Here is a 22,139-nt window from a genome sequence, read left to right as displayed (position 1 = left end):
AAGGTTTTGGAAAGCAGTTAAAAGAACTCCTAATCTAGCTTCTGATTTTTCCTTCATTTCTACGAAGACTTACCTTTAACAAAGAAGTGAAATTCTCATCTAAATAGGTTTATGACATGGACCAATGATGTGTTGATATATTTTACGAATATTACTAACATTAAAAACAATAGGCGTGGTGATTCTATGGCAGCATTAACAATCTCTCATCTGGAAACTCTGACTTTAAAAGAGATTTACACATTAGCGAGAGAATACAAAGTTTCATATTATGCAAAATTAACAAAGAGAGAACTTATTTTTTCTATTTTAAAAGCACAGGCTGAAAAAGATGGTTTCTTATTTATGGATGGGATCCTGGAAATTATTCCATCAGAGGGATTTGGTTTTCTTCGCCCAATTAATTACTCTCCAAGTGCAGAAGATATCTATATATCTGCCTCACAGATACGCAGATTTGATTTAAGAAATGGTGATAAAGTATCTGGTAAAGTAAGACCTCCAAAGGAGAATGAACGCTATTATGGTCTATTGCATGTAGATGCCGTAAATGGCGATGATCCTGAGACTGCAAAGGAAAGAGTCCATTTTCCAGCACTAACTCCACTTTATCCAGATCGCCTAATGAAGCTTGAAAACTCTACAAAAAACTTATCAACCCGCATCATCGACTTAATGACACCGGTTGGTTTTGGTCAGCGTGGTCTGATTGTCGCTCCACCGAAAGCCGGTAAAACAATGTTGCTCAAGGAAATTGCCAATAGTATTTCTGAAAATCATCCAGATGCAAAATTAATTATTCTATTAGTTGATGAACGTCCGGAAGAGGTTACCGATATTGAGCGTTCTGTGCATCCTGATGTAGATGTAGTCAGTTCTACGTTTGATGAAGTACCTGAAAGTCATATTAAGGTTTCGGAGCTTGTACTGGAACGTGCGATGCGCTTGGTAGAGCATAAGCGGGACGTGATTGTACTGATGGACAGTATTACAAGACTTGCGCGTGCATACAACCTTGCTATTCCGCCAAGTGGACGGACACTCTCTGGAGGTATAGATCCAGCTGCTTTTCACCGTCCAAAACGATTCTTTGGAGCAGCCAGAAATATAGAAGAAGGCGGAAGCTTTACAATATTAGCTACTGCTTTGGTAGATACAGGCTCACGTATGGATGATGTCATTTATGAAGAATTTAAAGGTACAGGTAACATGGAATTGCATCTTGATCGAAACCTCGCTCAACGTCGCATATTCCCTGCCATTGATATTCTTCGTTCCGGCACTCGTAAGGAAGAATTACTTGTGGATAAAGGCCAACTTGATAAAATGTGGGCGATTCGTAAGACGATGCAGGATTCCCATGACTTCCTGGAACGCTTCCTAAGAAGGTTAAAAGCTTCAAAAAATAACGAAGAATTTTTTCAACAGATGGAAGAAGAAATGAAACGAAGAGGCACAAAGAAATAAGCCGAACAAAATTATTTACGCCAGTATTTTAATAAACTATAGTAGAGATAATATGTTGAAGTTTTTAATAAGATACAGTTGATCTGGTAATGATTTTCTATTGCAAACAATGTAGGAGACTGTTATAATCTTTTTATGTGAGTTTAGATAAGGTATTATACCTATGACGGCTCTTACAATAACTCTGTTTCAAAATGATTCAGGGCAAAAAGGAGTGGAAAGAACATGAAAAAGGATATTCATCCAGAGTACAGAAAAGTAGTTTTCCTTGATACAAGCTCAGAATTTAAATTCTTGAGTGGATCAACAAAAAACTCTGACGAAACAATTGAATGGGAAGACGGTAATACGTACCCTTTAATCCGTGTTGAAATCAGCTCAGATTCACACCCATTCTACACAGGTAAGCAAAAAGCTGATAAAGTCGGCGGCCGTGTAGACCGATTCAAGAAAAAATATAATATGAACTAATTGATGAACGGAACTTAATCCGTTGCATCATATTAATAAAGCATTGGCAGCCAATGGTTGTCAATGCCCTTATTGATGGTTGTCCATGTATTATGCATGGCAAAAATTAGTTTTAGGAAAGCAGGCAAAACGTCTCATTTTGCCTGCTTTTTTACTTTTAAATATAGAAAATATGATAGGTTTACCCAATGAATCGCAACGAATAAACTGCGAACTAACTCGGGTTGTCTCATATTTTTCTACGGCAGATAAATTCACTCTCCTGCCGATTAAAATGTTTTACGGCGGATAAATTCACTCTCCTGCCGATTAAAATGTTTTACGGCGGATAAATTCACTCTCCTGCCGATTAAAATTTTCTACGGCAGATAATTTCGCTCTCCTGCTGATTAAAGTTTTCTACGGAGGATAAATTCATTCTCCTGCTGATTAAAACTCCATGTGGCAGATAGTTTTACCCTAATATTAGCAATAGAGCCGGGAAAATAACATTATGAGCCATGGTGGACTTTGAATTTACGGTAATAAGGTCCATTTCTGTGCATTTATATAAAAGATAAAAAACCATGTTAGCATATTAAAAAAAGTGGTAAACTAGTTAAGAAACGTTATAAAAATAATGATAATGATTGTACATAGATTTAGAAGGGAGCCCTTTGCTCATGTATGTAATGAAACAAAGTGGTTGGGTAGAAGTAATCTGCGGAAGCATGTTTTCTGGTAAATCTGAAGAGTTGATTCGTCGCGTTCGCAGAGCAACATATGCGAAGCTTTCTGTTCGCGTATTTAAACCAGCTATTGATGACAGATATGATGACGAGGCTGTTGTCTCACATAATGGTTCATCAACTGTCGCCAGACCTGTGAAAAGCTCAGATGAAATTTTGGAACAACTCCATGCTGAAGTAGATATTATCGGTATTGATGAGGTACAATTTTTTGATGAAAATATTGTAGAAGTAGTAGATGAACTTGCAAACAAGGGAATTTGTGTTATCGTCGCCGGCCTTGATACAGATTTTCGTGGAGAACCATTTGGACCAATGCCAAAATTGATGGCACTTAGCGAGTCAGTGACAAAACTGAATGCTATTTGTCCTATCTGCGGTTCGCCAGCAAGTCGGACACAACGGTTGATAAATGGAAAACCAGCTTCCTATGATGATCCGATTATTCTCGTTGGGGCCTCAGAATCTTATGAACCAAGATGTCGCCATCACCATGAAGTTCCCAATAAGCCCAGCAACAAGATTGTAAAGGGATTATTTAAACAGATTAAATAAAAGCGCCTGAGGGTGCTTTTTTTATTGCAGACAAAGCTACAAGGTTTACTGTGAAATATTAGTTTAAGTGTTAGAACAATCCTAATAAATGCATATAAGCACTCCCGTAAGTTGCGAAATAACTTTGACCTTGCAACGTGAGTATACTATAATTATACTGTTAATCAGAAAGAGGTGGCCGTAATGTTAGACCGATTACAAACATTAGAAGACCGTTATAATAAATTGAATGAATTATTGAGTGATCCAGAAATTATAAATGATACGAAGAAGCTGCGCGAGTATTCAAAGGAACAATCCGGTTTAGAGGATGTAGTACAAGCGTATCGTGAATACAAAGAAGTAAATACTCAACTAAAAGATGCAAAAGAAATGCTTGACGACAATTTGGATGCAGAAATGCAGGAAATGGTAAAAGTAGAGATAGAAGAACTATCTGAAAGTAAGGAAGAATTGGAAGAAAAAATGCGTATTCTTCTTTTACCAAAGGATCCGAATGATGATAAAAACGTATTTATGGAAATACGTGGAGCTGCAGGTGGAGACGAAGCGGCATTATTTGCTGGAGATCTTTATCGTATGTATTCCCGTTATGCGGAACAATATGGTTGGAAAACAGAAGTAATGGAAGCCAGCACCACAGGTGTCGGTGGATACAAAGAGATTATTTTTATGATTAATGGAAATGGAGCCTATTCAAAATTAAAATATGAAAATGGCGCACACCGTGTACAACGTGTACCGGAAACAGAGTCTGGTGGCCGAATCCATACATCAACTGCTACTGTTGCTGTATTACCTGAAGCAGAAGAAGTAGAGGTTGATATCCATGAAAAGGACATTCGTGTAGACACGTTTGCTTCCAGTGGCCCTGGTGGACAGAGTGTAAATACAACCATGTCTGCCGTTCGCTTGACACACGTTCCTACCGGTGTGGTTGTGTCTATTCAAGACGAAAAGTCTCAAATTAAAAATAAAGAAAAGGCAATGAAAATTTTGCGTGCCCGGATTTATGATAAATTCCAGCAAGAGGCCCAAGCAGAATACGATGAAAACAGAAAGTCGGCAGTGGGTACTGGAGATCGTTCGGAACGTATTCGGACATATAACTTTCCTCAAAATCGTGTGACGGATCACCGTATCGGTTTAACGATTCAAAAGCTGGATCAAATTCTACAAGGCAAGCTGGATGAGTTTGTTGATGCATTGTTAATGGAAGAGCAAGCAAAAAAATTAGAACAGATTGGTGAATAAAATGAACCAAATGAAACAATATGAAGTCCTTCAATGGGCTTCTCTTTTTTTAGAAAAACATCATAGAGAACAACGCGTTGCAGAGCTATTACTGCAACATCATCTAAACTTTAGCCGCAATGCTTTTTTTATGAATATGCGCGAGTCTCTGGAGCCGGATATTATTCAAGCATTTAAGAGGGATATTGAAAAACATGCAGAAACAGGAATACCTATACAGCATTTGATGGGCTATGAGATGTTTTACGGACGTAAATTTGAGGTGAATGAGCATGTGTTAGTCCCAAGACCTGAAACAGAAGAGCTTGTCCAACATGTGTCCAACTATATTGCAACAACTTCTTATGAAAATCCGATTAGAATAGTGGATGTTGGTACAGGTAGTGGAATTATAGCTATATCACTTGCATTGGAGATACCGAATGCGTTGGTTTACGCTACTGACATTTCGCAGGAAGCACTTCAGGTTGCCAGAACTAATGCGACAACTCACCAAGCCCAAGTGTCCTTTTATCAAGGTAACTTCCTACAGCCGATTATTGATCAAGGAATAAAGGCTGATGTTATCGTTTCGAATCCTCCCTATATTCCTCGTTCGGAAGAAGAAACTTTAGCAGACACAGTTAAAAACTTTGATCCAGACATGGCTTTGTATGCTGAGGAAAACGGGCTTGCAGCTTATAAAGAAATTATATCTCAATCCACAAGTGTACTTAAGTTTGATGGGTATATTGCTGTTGAAATCGGGCAAGCTCAGAGTGAAGCAGTGAGCGAAATTATCCAAAAAAGTTATCCACAAAGTAAGCGGAACACGATTCAAGATATTAATGGAAAAGACCGCATAGTCACGGCAAAGTTATAGTGTGTACTGTATGTCGCAGCTTAGATAAACTGCGACGTAAGCTTTTTGTTGGCAAGATCTCCTCGAAAATGAAATACAATTACGCCTCAACTATCTACTAATTTTAAAATTTTACTGCAAATGTTGGGGTAGAAACGTATTTTGTTCATACATGGTTGGAGTAAACTTCGAACTAACTATGAATATAGAGGCTGCGTAAATCACCGCTACGGGGAAATATTCCGCTTTCCGCGGGCGGCTGATGAGCCTCCTCACGCTACGCGTTCCGGGGTCTCATCGAGGCCTCTCCTCCCGCAGGAGTCTTCATATTTCCCCTTCGCTAGCATGCGGTAATAATATCGTAGTGATAATATATTTGGTCGCGAAAAATAATTAATTAAACACTAAACTCAGATTAAAGCTAATACCAATTGATTGGAATGGAAGATGACGACTCCTACCGGAATAGCATGAGCTGAAGACCCTGGACGGAGCGTAGCGGAGGAAGCGGCTGAAGCCATGCCGGTGGAAAGCGTTCATCTGCAATGGAAATCAATGGCGATGGATGATGATCATCAAAACGTATCTAAATATATTTTTGTAGTGTATTTAGAAACAGCCATTCATAAAACTTCAAAGTTAGTTTTGGGGTGTATCTATTTTCCGAAACATTGAATTACCCAACAACATATATTTTAAAACTAATTTTATAGAATACTAGTTTAAAATCTTTACCCTGTGACCATACTGTTGTTAACAGAGGAAGAGGGGGACCTAAAGATGAAGAAACTAGTATTTTTTGTATTTATATTTATTATTTTATTTTTTACTTTACCAACACAAGGAGTTAGTCAGGAGAATATGGAGACTGACTATCAAATTATTCCCGATGAAGCAATTCGGTTAAGAATATTAGCCAATAGCGATAATAAAGAAGATCAACAATTTAAACGGCTGGTTCGTGATCAGGTCAATGCCGAAATTAGTGAATGGGTAAAAGACATTACAGATATTGAAGAAGCTAGAAGATTAATAGAAGCCCGTATCCCGGAAATTGAAAAAATTATTGCAAAAACAATAGAGGCAGAAGGACGTGACAACTCTTTCGAAGTAGAGTACGGAAAGAATGTTACATTTCCTGCCAAGCTTTATGGAAACTTTCTTTATCCAGCAGGAGAGTACGAAGCAGTTCTGATCACACTGGGAGAAGGAAAAGGTGCAAATTGGTGGTGTGTGCTTTTTCCACCATTATGTTTTCTGGATTTTTCCAATGGGACAAGTGTAGCTGAAGCGGCAGAGGCGGAAGAAACGGAAATAGTAGAGGAAGAAGAGGAAGATGCAGAAGTTAAATTTTTTTTATTTGAGTGGTTTGGATGATCATAAATTACAGAAGAATGCATAGAATAAATTAATAGAAAAAAGCTAGATTAACAGAATAAAATTTTCATTACCGCTGTCGAGGAGCTGCAAAGGGCCTAAAATCTTATAATAAATATCAATTAGGGGTGATTAAATGAAAGTAATCCGTGCATATGAGGCTGAAGAGGCAAAGGTAGAGCGATTTTTAAAAAGTACACCGAATGTCAAAAAGGAAAGTTTAATGTACCAAGGCTATGTTGTGGAAATAGATGAGAAAATTGAAGCTTGTTTTGTTTTGGAAGAGATGGAAGAGGGTATTTATTGGTTGAAGCAGCTATTTATTACTCAAAATAAAGCAGCTAAACTACCAGTCTTACTAGAAACTATTTTAACTATGGCTAAGCATCAAAAGGCTAAAAGGGTGTTTGTACACAGTCATCAGCCAGTTGTTGATATATTATTGGAAGCGCTACAATTTAATCCACAAAGAGAGCAAGTATTTGTGGATAAATATAAAAATGAACAGGGTAATTGGTGGGCATATCATGTGTCCTAACAGGTTATGCACAATATCCACAAGCTCCTGTGTATAACCTGTGGTAAATATGTGTATAAACGTGTAGAAATGTGTATAAAATTATTTTTGGAGTAAATAAACCTTTTTCTAATAGGAAACAGCCTGTGGATAATATTTGCAGGCTGTTTTATTCGTTTTTCTGTACTCTATAAACCATATACCTTTGCTAAATCCTTTTGGATCTTTTAAAATGTAATCAGCATAGAAAAGAGGTAGCAAGGATGGAAACAAAGCGTTGGAATGTAATGAATATAGAAAAAGACCATACAAAAGATATGGAAGAAGCTGTATCTATACTTCTGGCAGGAGATACGGTAGCTTTCCCTACAGAAACGGTTTACGGATTGGGAGCTGATGCAACGAGTGAGAAAGCGGTAGCGAAGATATTTGAAGCAAAAGGCAGACCACAGGATAATCCGCTGATAGCTCATGTTGCTACAAAGGAGCAGCTACAGAAGCTGGTTACCATGGTACCTGATTATGTGGATAAATTAATAGATTTATTTGCTCCTGGGCCGATTACCTTTGTTTTACCGAGCAATGGAGTATGCGCTGAGAATGTAACTGCTGGGTTATCCACAATTGGTGTGCGTATGCCTAGTCATCCAGTAGCGCAACAGTTGCTAAAAGCTTGTAATATACCAATAGCAGCACCAAGCGCTAATTTGTCGGGAAAACCTAGCCCTACCTCTGCAGACCATGTATGGGGGGACTTATACGGAAGAATAGCCGGAATTGTTGATGGCGGTGCTACTGGCGTAGGTGTTGAATCAACAGTCATTGATTGTACGCAGGATATTCCAGTAGTTTTACGACCTGGGGGAATTACCCGTGAACAATTAGAAGCAGCCGTAGGTACTGTAATGGTCGACCCAGCTCTTGCAAATAAAGATGAAAAACCGAAAGCTCCAGGCATGAAATACCGGCACTATTCCCCAGATATAGATTTATGGCTCGTGAAAGGGAAGCCAGGAGATATAGACAAATTTATCAACGAGGTAAGAGCAGAGGGGAAAAAAGTAGGCTTCATGGCAAGCGAGCATACCTCTCATTTGGTTAAAGCTGATAAAATTATCTCTCTTGGATTTGATGCGGAAGAAATAGCATCAAATTTATATGACGCCTTACGTGCATTCAAACAGGGAGATGTAGATGTAATTGTATGTGAAGCTTTCTCAGAACAGGGAATCGGGCAAGCAATTATGAATCGGTTAAAAAAAGCGGCGAGTCAATATATTGAACTGTAAAATGAAGATGAAGTGAGGATGGGACAAGAGAATTTTTATACATTGAAAATCCGGACCAATTCGTTCTACTAATGAATTATGGGTCGGATTTCTTTTTGTAATTAGCGGAGGAAAAACGCGCAGACTCCTGTGGGAGACAAAGCCTAGATAAGACTCCGGAGTGCATAGCACGAGGAGGCTTAGCAGCGCCCACGGAAAGCGAAGCGTTTTTCCGGAGCGGGGCTCCCATACTTTAGGACGTTTGTCTTGGAATGGGATTATTTAATTATGTCCCAGCCTCTTCTTAATTTCTTCAATTATTGTTTAGGAGTTTATCTATTTTATAAATCATTTTAAAGAAAAAAATATCTTAGATGAATAAAAAATGCCATTTATCATCATGCTCTGGTGCTGTAGGTAAAGCCAGGTTGTTCTATATACCAAGCATATCAAGCTTTGGACATGCATATAGTTTATAAGCATATCCAAGGAGGACAATCTATGTCAGGTTATATTGGTGAATTTATATCACTCTTGTTTCTAGCTATTGCATTGGGGTTGGATGCTTTTTCTATATGCTTGGGTCTTGGCATGCAACGGTTGCGCTTAAAACGTATTGCCATTATTGGGATGGTAATTGGGGCTTTTCATATTATTATGCCATCTATCGGGATTTTTCTTGGAAAAGTGATTTCGGGACAAATCGGCCATTGGACAGAACTTGCAGGTGGGATCCTTTTGTTCGTAATTGGTGCTCAAATGTTCTTCTCCGCTTTTAGCCAGGAAAAGAAGCGGATTATTCAACCGATTGGCGCAGGGTTACTTTTATTAGCTTTCAGTGTAAGCATGGATAGTTTTTCAGTAGGTTTAAGTTTAGGTATTTCGGGTGTTAAGACAGCACTTGCTCTTGGGTTGTTTGGGCTGGTAAGCATGCTCATTTCCTGGATTGGTATGTTACTAGGGAGAAAGGTGAGAGGTGTGCTTGGCGTATACAGTGAAATATTAGGGGGAAGTATTCTTATTGGATTTGGTATGAGACTTATATTTGGATGAGTATTGGTAAGAGGTTTCTTAATAGCAGAGATCTCTTCTTTTTTAATAAGTAAAGATGAAGAAGTTTTAAAGTATAAGTTAATAAACGGACGCTTGCGCTTTTGGTCTATAATTATGATATATTTGATAGAGAGATATGAATACGGAGGGTAACCTATGAAGATATTATTTGTCTGTACTGGAAATACGTGTAGAAGTCCGATGGCTGAAGCGCTACTAAAGCATAAAATGCCAGAAGCAGAAGTGAGGTCAGCGGGAATCTTTGCAGCGGAAAACCAAAGACCAAGCTATAAGGCTGTTGAAGCATTGGAGGAGAAAAATATTTCAATGAGCCATTTATCTCAGCCAATAACAAAAAAATTATTGAATTGGGCAGATCTTGTATTGACAATGACAACACAACATAAGCAGTCATTAATTATGGAATATCCAAACTACCAAGAAAAGTACTTTACACTAAAGGAATATGTCTCTGAAGCCGATAAAGAGGTATGGAGTAAGTTAAAGCAGGTTTATGCGGAATATGAGGAGAAACGCTCTTTATTTATTCAAAAAAATCAACATAAGATGGATCAGGCAACATTGGAGGAAAAGTTATTTGCTCACCTGCAGAATGATTTATTCCATATTCAACAACTGGAAGCAGATTTAATCAGCTACGATATTTCCGACCCGTTTGGGGGAAGTGTTCATGTTTATAAAGAAACTCGAAACGAACTGGAGGAGTATATCGATCTGCTTATCAGTAAAATATCGAAGTAGACAGGGGAAACGGATATGGAAAAAAAGAAATATCGATTCAGCTTGCGTCTTAAATTAGTACTTCTAACAACTGTACTGGCAATTATTACTTATTCATGTAGTGCTTTCTTTTTGTATGTCATTTATGATTATGTCCAAGCATTTTGGCAAATTTCTAAGGAATTATTCACCATTCTTACTTTATCCCTTGGAATATTCTGGTCCGGTGTTTTAGCATATTTTGCTGCGACAATGATTACCCGCCCTTTGGAAAAATTGGAAAAAGCAGCGTCAATGGCTGCAGATGGTAATTTGGAGCAGGAAATTGAAATTTCTAAATCGGATGATGAGATAAGGTCTCTTGGCATTGCTTTTGATAAAATGTTAAAAAGCTTAACAGCAATGGTGCAAGGAATTGATGAACATTTTAATAAGACAAATAAGTCGGTTATCTATATGAAGGAAGTGTCTGATCAGGCTGCACAGCATTCTTTGATAATTCGCTCTTCCATTGATGATATCTCAAGAGGTGCAGAAAGCTCTTCGGAAGCAATTCAAAATACAGCGGAATCTGTTGAAATGGCAACTGAACTGGCAGGTGAGGTACAGCATAAAGCAAGCCAGTCAAAGGATAAATCAACGAATATGCTTGAAGTTCTGACATATAGCAGAAAGGCAGTAAATCAGTTGGTGACAGGTATTCATAAGCTTGCAGAAGATCAAGAAGCGTCTTTGGCTGATGTTAATCATTTAAAGCAAAATGCATTACAGGTGGAATCAATTATCTCCATGGTAGGTGGTATTGCTGAACAGACAAATCTTTTGGCACTAAATGCATCTATTGAAGCCGCAAGGGCCGGAGAGCATGGAAGAGGATTCGCTGTTGTTGCCGAGGAGGTTCGTAAACTTGCTGATCAAAGTGGACAGGCCGTTCATCGTATATCTGATCTAATTACAGCTATCCAGCAGGATGTGGATTTGGTAGTGAAGAAGATAAATGATAATGTCATTTATGCGAACAAAGAAGCAGAACAGGGTGAAAATACCAATCATGCAATTGAGCAAATGTCAGGATCTGTTCAAGAAGTAGCTGCAGAAATTGATATGATTTCAAAATTAGTAGATAAGCAATTGGAATCCATTCAAAACACGGTGAAACAATCACAGGAGGTAGCAGCAATTGCGGAAGAAACGTCGGCTGGAGCAGAAGAAATGAATGCATCCATACATGAACAGGCCGCAACAATTGAACGGGTGGATCAATTGGCTCATGAACTGGAAGAACAAGCAAACGGTTTAAGTAAACAATTGACGAAATTTACGGTATCATAGAGATAGATTTATAAAAAGGAGTTTTGTCATATGAAGGTAATTATTACAGCAGACCATGCGGGAATGACTGTGAGAAATGAAGTGAAGGACCTTTTGGATGAGATGGGAATGGAATATGAAGACACTGGATGCAGCTGTGAATCCTCCGTCGATTATCCGGATTATGCTTTGCCTGCTGCGGAACGAATTGCAAAAGGAGAGTTTGATAGAGGTATCTTTATATGCGGAACAGGGATTGGCATGTCCATTGCAGCGAATAAGGTAAGAGGAATCCGCTGTGCGTTAACCCATGATGTGTATTCTGCGAAGCTAACCAGACAGCACAATGATTCTAACGTCTTGGCTTTGGGAGAGCGTGTCGTTGGTCCTGGCTTGGCTCGTGAAATTGCTAAGGTTTGGCTGGAAACACCATTTGATGGTGGGCGTCATGCTAATCGAATTGGTAAAATTGGTACGTATGAAGATAAATAAACTATTTTTCTAATTGGCAGGTGAATAAGCGATGACAAATAATCACGAACAAATTACGAAAGACTTGGAAGCGATCGTAGAGGAATGGAAGCACGCTGGACTTCTTTCTAAAGGGAATCTTTTTGTCATTGGCTGCTCAACAAGTGAAGTTGCCGGTAAGCATATTGGTACGTCAGGAAGTGAATCTGTTGCTGCACATATTTTCGAAGCATTGGAATCTTTAAAAGAAAACACTGGTATTAAACTAGTTTACCAATGCTGTGAGCACTTGAACAGAGCACTTGTCATGGAAAGAGAAACACAGGAAGCGCATCAACTGGAAGAAGTATCGGTTATCCCTGTTCCAACAGCAGGTGGATCTATGGCTTCCTATGCCTATAAATATATGAAAGATCCAGTTGTCGTAGAGTCGGTAAAAGCTCATGCAGGAATGGATATCGGAGAGACAATGATCGGCATGCATCTAAAGCATGTTGCTGTTCCAGTGCGCTTTAAGCAAAAGTATATCGGTAATGCCCGGGTTACTATAGCAAGAACCCGACCTAAGTTAATTGGAGGCCAACGGGCAAATTATGAAAATACGAGTGCAAATAACAGGTGCACGTAATTAAAATTTTATGGTAAACTGCAATGTAAATAGTTTAAAAATTTATTCATTACATAGGAGGCTATATCATGGAACATGTTAAACAAGCAGACAATGAATTATATGAAGCAATTCAGGCTGAAAAAAAGCGTCAGCAGGATAAGATTGAATTAATCGCTTCCGAAAACTTTGTTTCTGAAGCAGTGATGGAAGCAATGGGTTCTGTCTTAACGAACAAATATGCAGAAGGTTATCCTGGAAAAAGATACTATGGAGGCTGTGAGCATGTGGATGTCGTAGAAGACCTTGCCCGTGATCGCGCAAAGCAACTATTCGGTGCTGACCACGCAAATGTTCAGCCACATTCCGGTGCACAGGCGAACATGGCGGTATACTTTACTGTTTTAGAGCCTGGAGACACTGTGCTTGGTATGAACTTGAACCATGGTGGCCATTTAACACATGGTAGCCCCGTCAATTTCAGTGGAACCTTATATAATTTCGTTGATTATGGTGTGGATAAAGAAACAGAGCAGCTGGATTATGACGTTGTTTTAGAGAAGGCAAAAGAAGTTCAACCGAAATTAATCGTAGCTGGGGCAAGTGCCTATTCTCGTATTATTGATTTTGCTAAATTCCGCGAAATTGCCGACGCTGTTGGTGCTTATTTGCTTGTTGATATGGCACATATCGCGGGACTTGTAGCCGCAGGCCTTCATCCGAATCCAGTACCATATGCTGACTTTGTTACAACAACAACACATAAAACGCTTCGTGGTCCGCGTGGAGGGATGATTTTCTGTAAAGAAGAATATGCAAAGAAAATCGATAAGTCTGTTTTCCCTGGCATGCAGGGTGGTCCATTGATGCATATTATTGCAGCCAAAGCAACTTCTTTTAAAGAGGCATTATCTGATGACTTTAAAACATATTCTCAGCAAATTATTCAAAACGCCCAAAAGCTGGGAGAAGCATTGAATGAAGAAGGAATTCGTATCGTTTCCGGTGGTACCGATAACCATCTATTACTATTGGATGTGACTACACTTGGTCTTACAGGAAAAGTTGCAGAGAAAGTTTTGGATGATATTGGAATTACTACAAATAAAAACACAATTCCGTTTGATACAGAAAGCCCATTTGTAACAAGTGGTGTACGGATTGGTACTGCAGCTGTTACTACCCGTGGCTTTGGGGTTGAGGAAATGAAGGAAATTGCTGCAATTATTTCACTTACACTTAAAAATCATGAAGATGAAGCAAAACTAAAAGAAGCTGCAGAACGAGTGCAGCAGTTAACGAGTAAGTTACCAATTTACGCATAAGAAAATAGACAGCATAGCACGCCTCAAATGGCGGGTTATGCTGTCTTTTGATTGGTGAAAAGTAATAGTGAGAAATATATACAAATCGTTTGTGCAAACTAGTAAACAAGAAGTTTTATGAAGTGTTTTCGACAAAACCTCGGAGATCGCTTGAAAGCTTGTCGATTTTTGAGTACAATTTTAAGGATAGAATTATACTTAAGGAGTGATCGGAAGAATGGGTAATGTTTTCGTGTTGGATCATCCGTTAATTCAGCATAAGCTAACTTATATAAGAGATAAAAACACTGGGACGAAGGAATTTCGCGAACTGGTAGATGAAGTTGCAATGCTTATGGCATTTGAAATCACAAGAAATTTACCATTACAAGAGAAAATTGTAGAAACACCAGTGACTGAGGCTAGTGCCAGTGTGCTTGCAGGAAAGAAAATTGGTTTGGTGCCTATCCTACGTGCAGGTTTAGGGATGGTAGACGGTATGCTAAAGTTGATTCCTGCAGCTAAAGTTGGACACGTTGGTCTATACCGCGATCCAGAAACACTACAGCCTGTTGAATACTATATTAAATTACCATCTGACATTCATGAACGTGAATTAATCGTCATTGATCCAATGCTTGCTACTGGTGGTTCAGCAAATGAGACCATTCACTCATTGAAGAAACGAGGAGCTCAGAATATTCGTTTGATGTGCCTGGTTGCTGCTCCTGAAGGTGTGGAAATGCTTAAAGAAGAACATCCTGATGTTGATATTTATTTAGCTGCGCTTGATGAAAAGTTAAATGAGCATGGTTATATCGTGCCAGGACTTGGAGATGCAGGAGATCGTTTGTTTGGCACTAAATAATAAATAAATACGCTTTTATTGGAGTGGAGAGACAAATGAAACGTATTAAAGTAATGACAATATTCGGTACAAGACCAGAGGCGATTAAAATGGCCCCACTTGTACTGGAATTAAAAAAGCGACCGGAATTTGAACCGATTGTCACAGTAACGGCACAGCATCGGGAAATGCTTGATCAGGTTCTTGATATCTTCCAAATAACACCTGATTATGATTTAAATATCATGAAAAAGCAACAAACCCTTGCGCAAATTACAACACGGGCGCTTGAAGGCCTTGATGAAGTAATGAAGGAGACGCAGCCGGATATGGTGCTTGTTCATGGGGATACGACAACCACCTTCGCCGCATCTCTAGCTGCATACTATAATCAAATCGCAGTGGGACATGTGGAGGCAGGACTTCGAACATGGGATAAGTACTCTCCATATCCGGAAGAAATGAACCGTCAGCTTACTGGGGTGATGGCAGATCTGCATTTCTCTCCTACTGAAAAGTCAAAACAAAATCTTCTGGGTGAGAATAAACCGGAATCGCAAATCGTTGTAACTGGTAATACGGCAATTGATGCTTTGAAAACAACGGTGGATGAAGCATATGCAAGCCCTATTCTTGATGCAATGGGTGATAAGCGGCTCGTGCTAATGACAGCACATCGCAGGGAAAACTTGGGTAACAATATGCAACAGATGTTTCGTGCGATCAAGCGGTTGGTTGAAAAGCATGATGATATTCAAGTCATTTACCCTGTACACCTTAATCCAGTTGTTCAGGAAACAGCAAATAAGATTTTAGGTGATGATGAGCGAATTCAATTAATCGAACCATTGAGTGTTGTAGATTTCCATAACTTCGCTGCACGTGCCCATCTGATCCTGACTGATTCTGGCGGAGTCCAAGAGGAAGCTCCTTCTTTAGGTGTTCCTGTCCTCGTGTTACGGGATACAACGGAACGGCCAGAAGGAATTGATGCAGGAACGTTGAAATTGGCTGGAACAAATGAAGATACTATATTTAACTTGGCTGATGAGTTGCTATCTGACCAAGGGGCATATGATGAAATGGCTAAAGCCTCCAACCCATATGGAGATGGAGAAGCATCTCGCCGCATTGCTGATGCCATCGTGAATTATTTTAACTAAAAAAGACAATTCTGCCTGTCGAGGTGGAATTGTCTTTTTACTATATAGGCTGATTTTTCTTGGTCCATTGCAAATGTTGGAGCACAAATGTTATCTCGTCATTTCATAGTAGGAGGAAAATGCGAAATAGTGGGGAAAATCAGGTGAAACTGGGAATAGAGAATCCGCCGGAGAAGAAATAAATCGGCAGGAGAGCGAAAGAATCCGCAGAAGGGGAAGTAAATCAGCAGGAGAGCGAAAGAATCCGCCGGAGGAGAAATAAATCAGCAGGAGAGCGAGAGAATCCGCCGGAGAAGAAATGAATCAGCAGGAGAGCAGAAATATCCTTTGGAGAAATGTAGGAACTGGCTATAATTTGATTACCATTATTTTTGAAAAATGTCGTTAAAATCTTTTTATGCTTACATAATACTCTTCCTTTTATTAAAAAATCCAGCCGTCGCTGCATGTATAAACTTCTTCTTATTCCTAAAACTACCTAGGAAAGGAGTACATGTATATGCGGCATATTTTTTTGATATCAGTATTAATTACAAGCATCGTTTATTCCGTGCAATTAACGTACGCAGCTTCAAATGAGGAAAACCTCCAATCTGTAATCATTGAAGTTGAAGGGGACCCACTCGAACATAAAAAGTATATTAAAACATACCATCCGTTTGTAAAAGTAGTAGAAACATATGACACTCTTTTTAAAGGATTGGCCTTACAAGCTCAAGAAAAAGATCTGGAGAAAATGGAGTCACTTGAATTTATAAAAAGTATGCATGGGGTGCAAACATATGAGGCAATAAGCATAACTGAAAAGGATGGAGATCACCAGGCTGTGCTTCCATCTGCCATAAACCATACGGGTTACACAGGGGATGGTGTGAAAGTTGGTGTGATTGATACAGGAATAGACTATACACATCCAGATTTAAAAAAGAATTATCAGCAAGGATATGACTTGGTTGATTTGGATGAAGATCCGATGGAGACTCTTCCTGAAGAAGGACTTCCAACATTACATGGTACGCATGTTGCAGGGATTATTGCTGCTGATGGGGAGCTTAAAGGTGTTGCCCCAAATGCAGAGATATACGCATATCGGGCACTTGGTCCAGGGGGAAGTGGGACTTCCGTTCAAGTGATCGCTGCAATGGAAAGGGCGGCCAAAGATGGGGTGGATGTAATGAATCTATCTCTTGGAAACACCGTAAATGGACCGGACTACCCTACTAGCATTGCCGTAAATCGAGCCATAGAGCTAGGGATTGCTGTAGTAATTGCAAATGGAAATAACGGACCGAATAACTGGACAGTTGGTTCACCGGCAACAGCATCAAAAGCATTGTCCGTAGGCGCTACAAGTGCACCTGCAAAAACTCCTTTCTTGTATGAACCTGTAATGAATAAGGAAATCCCTCTTTTACCAATGGTTGGATCTCTTCCATGGACATTAGATAAATATTACCCGATAGCCGAAGCAGAGGACGGAAAAGATATATCTGGTAAAATAGCGCTTCTTCAACGAGGGAAAATTCCTTTTTATGAAAAAGCAAAACAAGCAGAGAAGGCTGGAGCAGTTGCAGTGTTAATTTATAATAATCAGGATGGATTATTCCAAGGTATGGTAGAGAATGAAAGTGATCCACTAACCGTACCAGTAGCAGAAATTACTAAAAAAAGCGGCCAATGGTTGATTGAACAAATGAAACAAGGAACGAAAGGAGTCGAAACGATTTATAAAGAAACGCCAGTTTCCATTGCCAATTTTAGCTCTAGGGGACCAGTAACCGTAAACTGGGATATTAAGCCAGATGTCCTTGCTCCAGGGACATCCATTATAAGTACAGTTCCTGAGGGATATAAAGAGTTACAAGGTACGAGCATGGCAGCACCACATGTCGCGGGGGCTATTGCCCTGCTTAAAGAAGCGAAGCCGGATTGGACAGTTAATCAGTTGTTTGGGGCGTTGAAAACGACTACAGCTCAGATGGAAACAGAGGAAGGAGCACGCTTGGATCCGATTGTGCAAGGAGCCGGAGAAATTCGACCGGCTCAGGCGATCGATACAGACACAATTATCTATAATTCATTACTTGCATTTGGAAAAGCGGATGGCGGAACAACGAATAAGGAGAAAAAGTTAATAATAGAGAATATGACAAATCAACCACAGACGTATTCTTTTGATATTCCAATGAAAGAAAAAGGGATAAGTTGGAATTTACCACTATCGTTCACCTTAAAGGGTGGAGAAAAAAGAAAAGTTCCTATTAAATTGTCTATCTCCACTACCCAACTAGAAGAAGGTTTGCACCAAGGATGGTTAAAGCTTACGGAAGGCGAAAAAGCGTATCAGCTTCCCTATTTGTTTGTCAATAAGTCGGCAGATCATCCAAAAGCCATGGGATTTGAATTTACATGGAAGTCATTTTCTAAGGATATGTATATGTATCGAATATATATGGCTGAACCAGCTAAGCGAGTGAAGATTGACCTGTATGACCCTGATACACTTCTTTTTGATAGAACCATACTGGAGATGGAAGAGCTGGAGACAGGGATTAATGAAGGACAGATAAGGAAATCGGCAGTAGGTAAGCCTGGTCAATATAAAGCACTAATCACCGTCTATTTGAAAGATGGCTCAATTACCAGTCATGAAACTCAATTGCAAATTGAAGAAAAACGCTAAAAGACATTGCTGTATTAGGTAAAGTGTGGAACCTGGATATTGTTTTTCATAATTTCTATAGAGGATGAGGGGCAGCTCTAAACACTTATAACTGCAAATAAAAAATCATCTTTTTCAAAGAAGTCATGCTCTAACCTCCTTGCCATAGAAGCCTTTCTGTGGCAGGAGGTTATTCTGCGGCAGATAATTACCTCTTACGATGACGGATCACCGATATTAAATATCTTGCGTCACCTCCAAAAACTTATCAAATAGGGGTTAATTCAACTGGAAATAATATTCTATATTTTAAATGGAGAAGTTCAAAAAGTGTTCACAAAAACGTCACTTAAATATAGTAGGATTTCCTTTATAATGATAGGGGGATTTCAGTGTCATTTCCAGATTGACAATCCAAATGGAGGAATACCCCTTGGTGCATGATCCATAATGGCAAAAACAGGAAAAGATCCAAATTACCCAGAGGTATGAAATGTATTAAATAGGACAAGATGTTTAGCAAAATGCTGCCTAGTAAACAGGATTGTTTCTACCAGTATATTCAAAAAATATTGGAAGTAATATGCAAGTGAAAACTAAGCTAAAACCAATTGACAATAGGGTTGTGCTCATGTACACTTGCTTAGTGTGGACTAGTAAGGGGTTTCATTAATAGATAGGGAATTTCTCTAATATATGATAAAGATATACATATTATATCGAGTTCTTTTTACAGTTGCTGTGACTTTCCGCACACTTCCTATATTTTTTTATAAGCTATTGTGAAAAATGCGCAATTTAGCTTTCTATGAGGTGAAAGCAAGAAAAACTATTCTTGTGAGAATTCTGCAAAAAATACGAGAGAAGAGGGAATTATGTCGCAATATGAAAACATGATAGCACGTCAGCGAAAATGGATGTTCTACCTTCTTGCACTGCTCGTACTCGGAGCTGGATTCACGCCATACTCCCGCATTTTCCTAGGTCTTTTATTAGGAAGTTCAGTAAGTTTCTACAATTTATATCTACTGCAGAAGAAAATAGCCGACTTTACAGATGCGGTTGCGGATAAGCAGCCTGCAAGAGGGCTCGGTACTGTTTCGAGGTTTGCGGCAGCAGCATTAGTAATCATCATCGCAATGCGTTTTGACACGTACTTTCATATCATTTCCGTTCTAATTGGATTAATGACATCCTACCTGGTCATTATGATAGATTTTGCTATTTTTAAGAATAAGAATTAATACATGAAAGAGGGGTGAATAAGGTGGATCATACAGCACCGATAGTAGAAGATGTATTTGGAATTTCCTGGCTGGATTTCAATATGTCGAATGTATTAATGATGTTTATCACATCACTCATTGTTTTTGTCCTTTGTGTATTGGGTGCCAGAAAACTTCAAATGAAGCCAACCGGTGCACAAAATGTTATGGAGTGGGTTCTGGACTTCGTAAAAGGCATTATTAATGACACGATGGATTGGAAGACTGGTAAGCTATTTCTTCCATTGGCATTGACACTGTTCACATATATTTTAGTTGGAAACCTGCTGGGGGTAGCAACAAATGGAGTTGTCGGCCATGATGTATGGTGGAAATCACCTACAGCTGACCCGGGAATTACTTTAACCCTATCATCAATGGTTATTGTACTGTCCCATTTCTATGGAATTAAGTTAAGAGGTGGAAGTGAGTATGTAAAAGACTATTTCCGTCCACTACCATTTTTATTTCCAATTAAGATTGTGGAAGAATTTGCGAACACGTTAACACTTGGTTTGCGTTTGTTCGGTAACTTGTATGCTGGTGAAGTACTGTTATCTCTATTAGTAGGTTTAACAACTTCAGGTGTGTTGGGCTTCCTTGGAGGAGCAATACCATTCTTGGCTTGGCAAGGATTCAGTGTGTTTATTGGAGGAATACAGGCATTTATCTTCACCATGTTGGCAATGGTTTACATGTCACATAAAGTAAGCGAAGATCACTAATTATGTTAATTAACCAGTTTTAATAGTAACTCTATTGAAACCGGAAATTATTTTTTAAAAAACTTATACAACTATTTTGAGGAGGATTTATATTATGGGAGCTTTAGCAGCTGCAATCGCAGTAGGATTAGGTGCATTAGGTGCTGGTGTAGGTAACGGTTTAATCGTGAGTCGTACAGTTGAAGGGATTGCTCGTCAACCTGAACTAAAAGGTCAACTTCAAACAACTATGTTTATTGGTGTAGGTTTGGTTGAGGCAATGCCGATCATCGCGGTAGTTATCGCATTAATGGTAATGTAGTTAAATAGATACAACACTCAAATGGCGAAGATCATCTTCCATAGAACCTTCGCCGTTGTTTATACTTATTAATTATCGAACATGATTATATATGTAATTCACTAATTAAGAAGTGAAAGGAGTGAATTCTGTGCAAGCATTCACTGAGTATTCAACTATTTATGCCGCACTTGGTGGCTTTCATGTCGGCGACATGCTCATGCAATTGTTCTTCTTCATTGTTTTGCTTTTATTGGTAAGAAAATTTGCCTGGGGTCCAGTAATGGACATGATGAAAAAGCGTGAAGATTACGTGGCATCCGAAATTGAAACAGCTGAAAAAAGCCGTGCAGATGCGGAAAAAGCATCTAAGGAAGCAATGGAGCAATTGAAGCAAACAAAGCAAGAAGCACAAAAAATGATTGAAGATGCGAAAAATGCCGGAACTCGTCAGGAAGAAGAAATTATTCAAGCTGCACGGGCTGAGGCTGATCGTATTAAAAAGGCAGCACAAGCTGATATACAGAATGAAAAAGAAAAAGCATTACAGGCTTTACAGGATAAAGTTGCATCACTATCTGTTCTTATTGCCAGCAAGGTAATTGAGAAAGAGATTAGTGCACAGGATCAAGAGAAACTGATCAATGATTATATTAAAGAGGTAGGAGAAGAGCTATGAGTGAAGCAGTAGTTGCCAAACGATATGCAGATGCTCTTTTCCAAATCGGAAATGAAAAGACTACAATAAAGCAGTTTGGAGAAGATCTGCTTGTAGTAAAAGAAGTATTTGAAACAAATGAAGCGTTATATACATTCCTGAAGCATCCTCGTGTTAATAATGAGAAAAAGAAACAATTCCTTGCAGAAGTGTTTCAAGGTCTTCATACGGATGTCGTTAATACATTAAAGATACTTGTAGAACGTCATCGAATTGAGATCACTTCATCCATTATTGATCATTTTATCCAATTAGTGAATGATGCAAAAGGAAGTGCAGCAGCAACTGTATACTCGGTTCGTGAACTATCAGATGCGGAGCGCAAAGAACTGGAAGTTTCTTTTGCTAAGCGATTTAATAAGCAAGAGATCCAGCTTGAAAATGTGGTTGATTCTTCCCTTATCGGTGGGATGAAAATTCGTATGGGTAACACTATTTATGATGGTTCCGTTAGTGGAAAACTAAAAAGAATCGAGCGGGAAATTGTTACTGCAAACAAATGATGATAGGGGTG

At 39.0% G+C, this 22,139-nt stretch carries 22 protein-coding genes; all 22 read left to right on the top strand.

The genetic code is table 11. From position 1 onward, the window contains the following. Window positions 1–186 precede the first annotated feature (186 nt). The 22 genes from rho (at window position 187) to X953_RS16470 (ending at window position 22,128) form a co-directional block, all read left to right on the top strand. The gene (gene rho, locus X953_RS16580) at window positions 187–1,467 is read left to right on the top strand and encodes a transcription termination factor Rho (protein ID WP_040956565.1); all 1,281 of its coding nucleotides are present in this window, start codon (window positions 187–189) and stop codon (window positions 1,465–1,467) included. Window positions 1,468–1,692: 225 nt separating this feature from the next. Continuing rightward, window positions 1,693–1,938, top strand: coding sequence for a type B 50S ribosomal protein L31 (locus tag X953_RS16575; RefSeq protein WP_040956564.1), 246 nt, complete (start codon window positions 1,693–1,695; stop codon window positions 1,936–1,938). A gap of 662 nt (window positions 1,939–2,600) precedes the next feature. Further along, on the top strand, window positions 2,601–3,221 hold the full coding sequence (locus X953_RS16565; RefSeq protein WP_040956562.1) for a thymidine kinase: 621 nt from the start codon (window positions 2,601–2,603) through the stop codon (window positions 3,219–3,221). A 183-nt stretch (window positions 3,222–3,404) separates the two neighbouring features. Beyond that, complete coding sequence (gene prfA, locus X953_RS16560) at window positions 3,405–4,475, top strand: peptide chain release factor 1 (protein WP_040956561.1); 1,071 nt, start codon at window positions 3,405–3,407, stop codon at window positions 4,473–4,475. A 1-nt stretch (window position 4,476) separates the two neighbouring features. Next, the gene (prmC, locus tag X953_RS16555; protein WP_040956560.1) at window positions 4,477–5,337 is read left to right on the top strand and encodes a peptide chain release factor N(5)-glutamine methyltransferase; all 861 of its coding nucleotides are present in this window, start codon (window positions 4,477–4,479) and stop codon (window positions 5,335–5,337) included. 759 nt (window positions 5,338–6,096) lie between these two features. Next, window positions 6,097–6,693 (top strand): stage II sporulation protein R, encoded by a 597-nt coding sequence (gene spoIIR, locus X953_RS16550; RefSeq protein ID WP_040956559.1) that lies wholly within the window; start codon window positions 6,097–6,099, stop codon window positions 6,691–6,693. Between the two features lie 136 nt (window positions 6,694–6,829). After that, window positions 6,830–7,231, top strand: a complete 402-nt coding sequence (locus X953_RS16545) for a hypothetical protein (RefSeq protein ID WP_040956558.1) — start codon at window positions 6,830–6,832, stop codon at window positions 7,229–7,231. Between the two features lie 242 nt (window positions 7,232–7,473). Continuing rightward, window positions 7,474–8,499: an L-threonylcarbamoyladenylate synthase gene (locus X953_RS16540; RefSeq protein WP_040956557.1), complete on the top strand. Its 1,026-nt coding sequence runs from the start codon at window positions 7,474–7,476 to the stop codon at window positions 8,497–8,499. A 480-nt stretch (window positions 8,500–8,979) separates the two neighbouring features. After that, window positions 8,980–9,531: a manganese efflux pump MntP family protein gene (locus X953_RS16535; RefSeq protein WP_040956556.1), complete on the top strand. Its 552-nt coding sequence runs from the start codon at window positions 8,980–8,982 to the stop codon at window positions 9,529–9,531. A 156-nt stretch (window positions 9,532–9,687) separates the two neighbouring features. Next, window positions 9,688–10,293, top strand: a complete 606-nt coding sequence (locus X953_RS16530) for a low molecular weight protein arginine phosphatase (RefSeq protein ID WP_040956555.1) — start codon at window positions 9,688–9,690, stop codon at window positions 10,291–10,293. A gap of 15 nt (window positions 10,294–10,308) precedes the next feature. Then, the gene (locus X953_RS16525) at window positions 10,309–11,604 is read left to right on the top strand and encodes a methyl-accepting chemotaxis protein (RefSeq protein ID WP_040956554.1); all 1,296 of its coding nucleotides are present in this window, start codon (window positions 10,309–10,311) and stop codon (window positions 11,602–11,604) included. Between the two features lie 30 nt (window positions 11,605–11,634). Then, complete coding sequence (gene rpiB / locus X953_RS16520; RefSeq protein ID WP_040956553.1) at window positions 11,635–12,075, top strand: ribose 5-phosphate isomerase B; 441 nt, start codon at window positions 11,635–11,637, stop codon at window positions 12,073–12,075. 31 nt (window positions 12,076–12,106) lie between these two features. Next, window positions 12,107–12,682: a TIGR01440 family protein gene (locus X953_RS16515; RefSeq protein WP_040956552.1), complete on the top strand. Its 576-nt coding sequence runs from the start codon at window positions 12,107–12,109 to the stop codon at window positions 12,680–12,682. A gap of 68 nt (window positions 12,683–12,750) precedes the next feature. After that, window positions 12,751–13,986 carry a serine hydroxymethyltransferase gene (gene glyA, locus X953_RS16510; RefSeq protein WP_040956551.1) on the top strand — a complete coding sequence of 412 codons (1,236 nt, stop codon included), beginning with the start codon at window positions 12,751–12,753 and terminating at the stop codon, window positions 13,984–13,986. Window positions 13,987–14,203: 217 nt separating this feature from the next. Beyond that, entirely contained in the window at window positions 14,204–14,833 is a 630-nt protein-coding gene (gene upp / locus X953_RS16505) for a uracil phosphoribosyltransferase (protein WP_040956550.1), read from the top strand. A 35-nt stretch (window positions 14,834–14,868) separates the two neighbouring features. After that, a complete protein-coding gene (wecB, locus tag X953_RS16500; RefSeq protein ID WP_040956549.1) occupies window positions 14,869–15,975 on the top strand; it encodes a non-hydrolyzing UDP-N-acetylglucosamine 2-epimerase in 1,107 nt (368 codons plus the stop codon). A gap of 499 nt (window positions 15,976–16,474) precedes the next feature. After that, complete coding sequence (locus X953_RS16495) at window positions 16,475–18,658, top strand: S8 family serine peptidase (RefSeq protein ID WP_052350189.1); 2,184 nt, start codon at window positions 16,475–16,477, stop codon at window positions 18,656–18,658. An 854-nt stretch (window positions 18,659–19,512) separates the two neighbouring features. Continuing rightward, complete coding sequence (locus tag X953_RS16490; RefSeq protein ID WP_040956547.1) at window positions 19,513–19,881, top strand: ATP synthase subunit I; 369 nt, start codon at window positions 19,513–19,515, stop codon at window positions 19,879–19,881. Window positions 19,882–19,904: 23 nt separating this feature from the next. Next, the gene (atpB, locus tag X953_RS16485) at window positions 19,905–20,627 is read left to right on the top strand and encodes a F0F1 ATP synthase subunit A (RefSeq protein WP_040956546.1); all 723 of its coding nucleotides are present in this window, start codon (window positions 19,905–19,907) and stop codon (window positions 20,625–20,627) included. Between the two features lie 94 nt (window positions 20,628–20,721). After that, window positions 20,722–20,928 (top strand): F0F1 ATP synthase subunit C, encoded by a 207-nt coding sequence (atpE, locus tag X953_RS16480; protein WP_019378207.1) that lies wholly within the window; start codon window positions 20,722–20,724, stop codon window positions 20,926–20,928. Window positions 20,929–21,058: 130 nt separating this feature from the next. Next, window positions 21,059–21,586, top strand: a complete 528-nt coding sequence (atpF, locus tag X953_RS16475; RefSeq protein ID WP_040956545.1) for a F0F1 ATP synthase subunit B — start codon at window positions 21,059–21,061, stop codon at window positions 21,584–21,586. Continuing rightward, window positions 21,583–22,128 carry a F0F1 ATP synthase subunit delta gene (locus X953_RS16470; RefSeq protein WP_040956544.1) on the top strand — a complete coding sequence of 182 codons (546 nt, stop codon included), beginning with the start codon at window positions 21,583–21,585 and terminating at the stop codon, window positions 22,126–22,128. Before atpF ends, X953_RS16470 begins: the two co-directional genes overlap by 4 nt. The last annotated feature ends 11 nt before the right edge of the window (window positions 22,129–22,139 follow it).

Source organism: Virgibacillus sp. SK37 (genome assembly GCF_000725285.1).
Lineage (GTDB): Bacteria > Bacillota > Bacilli > Bacillales > Amphibacillaceae > Virgibacillus_Q.
This window is presented reverse-complemented; position numbering and strand designations above follow the sequence as displayed.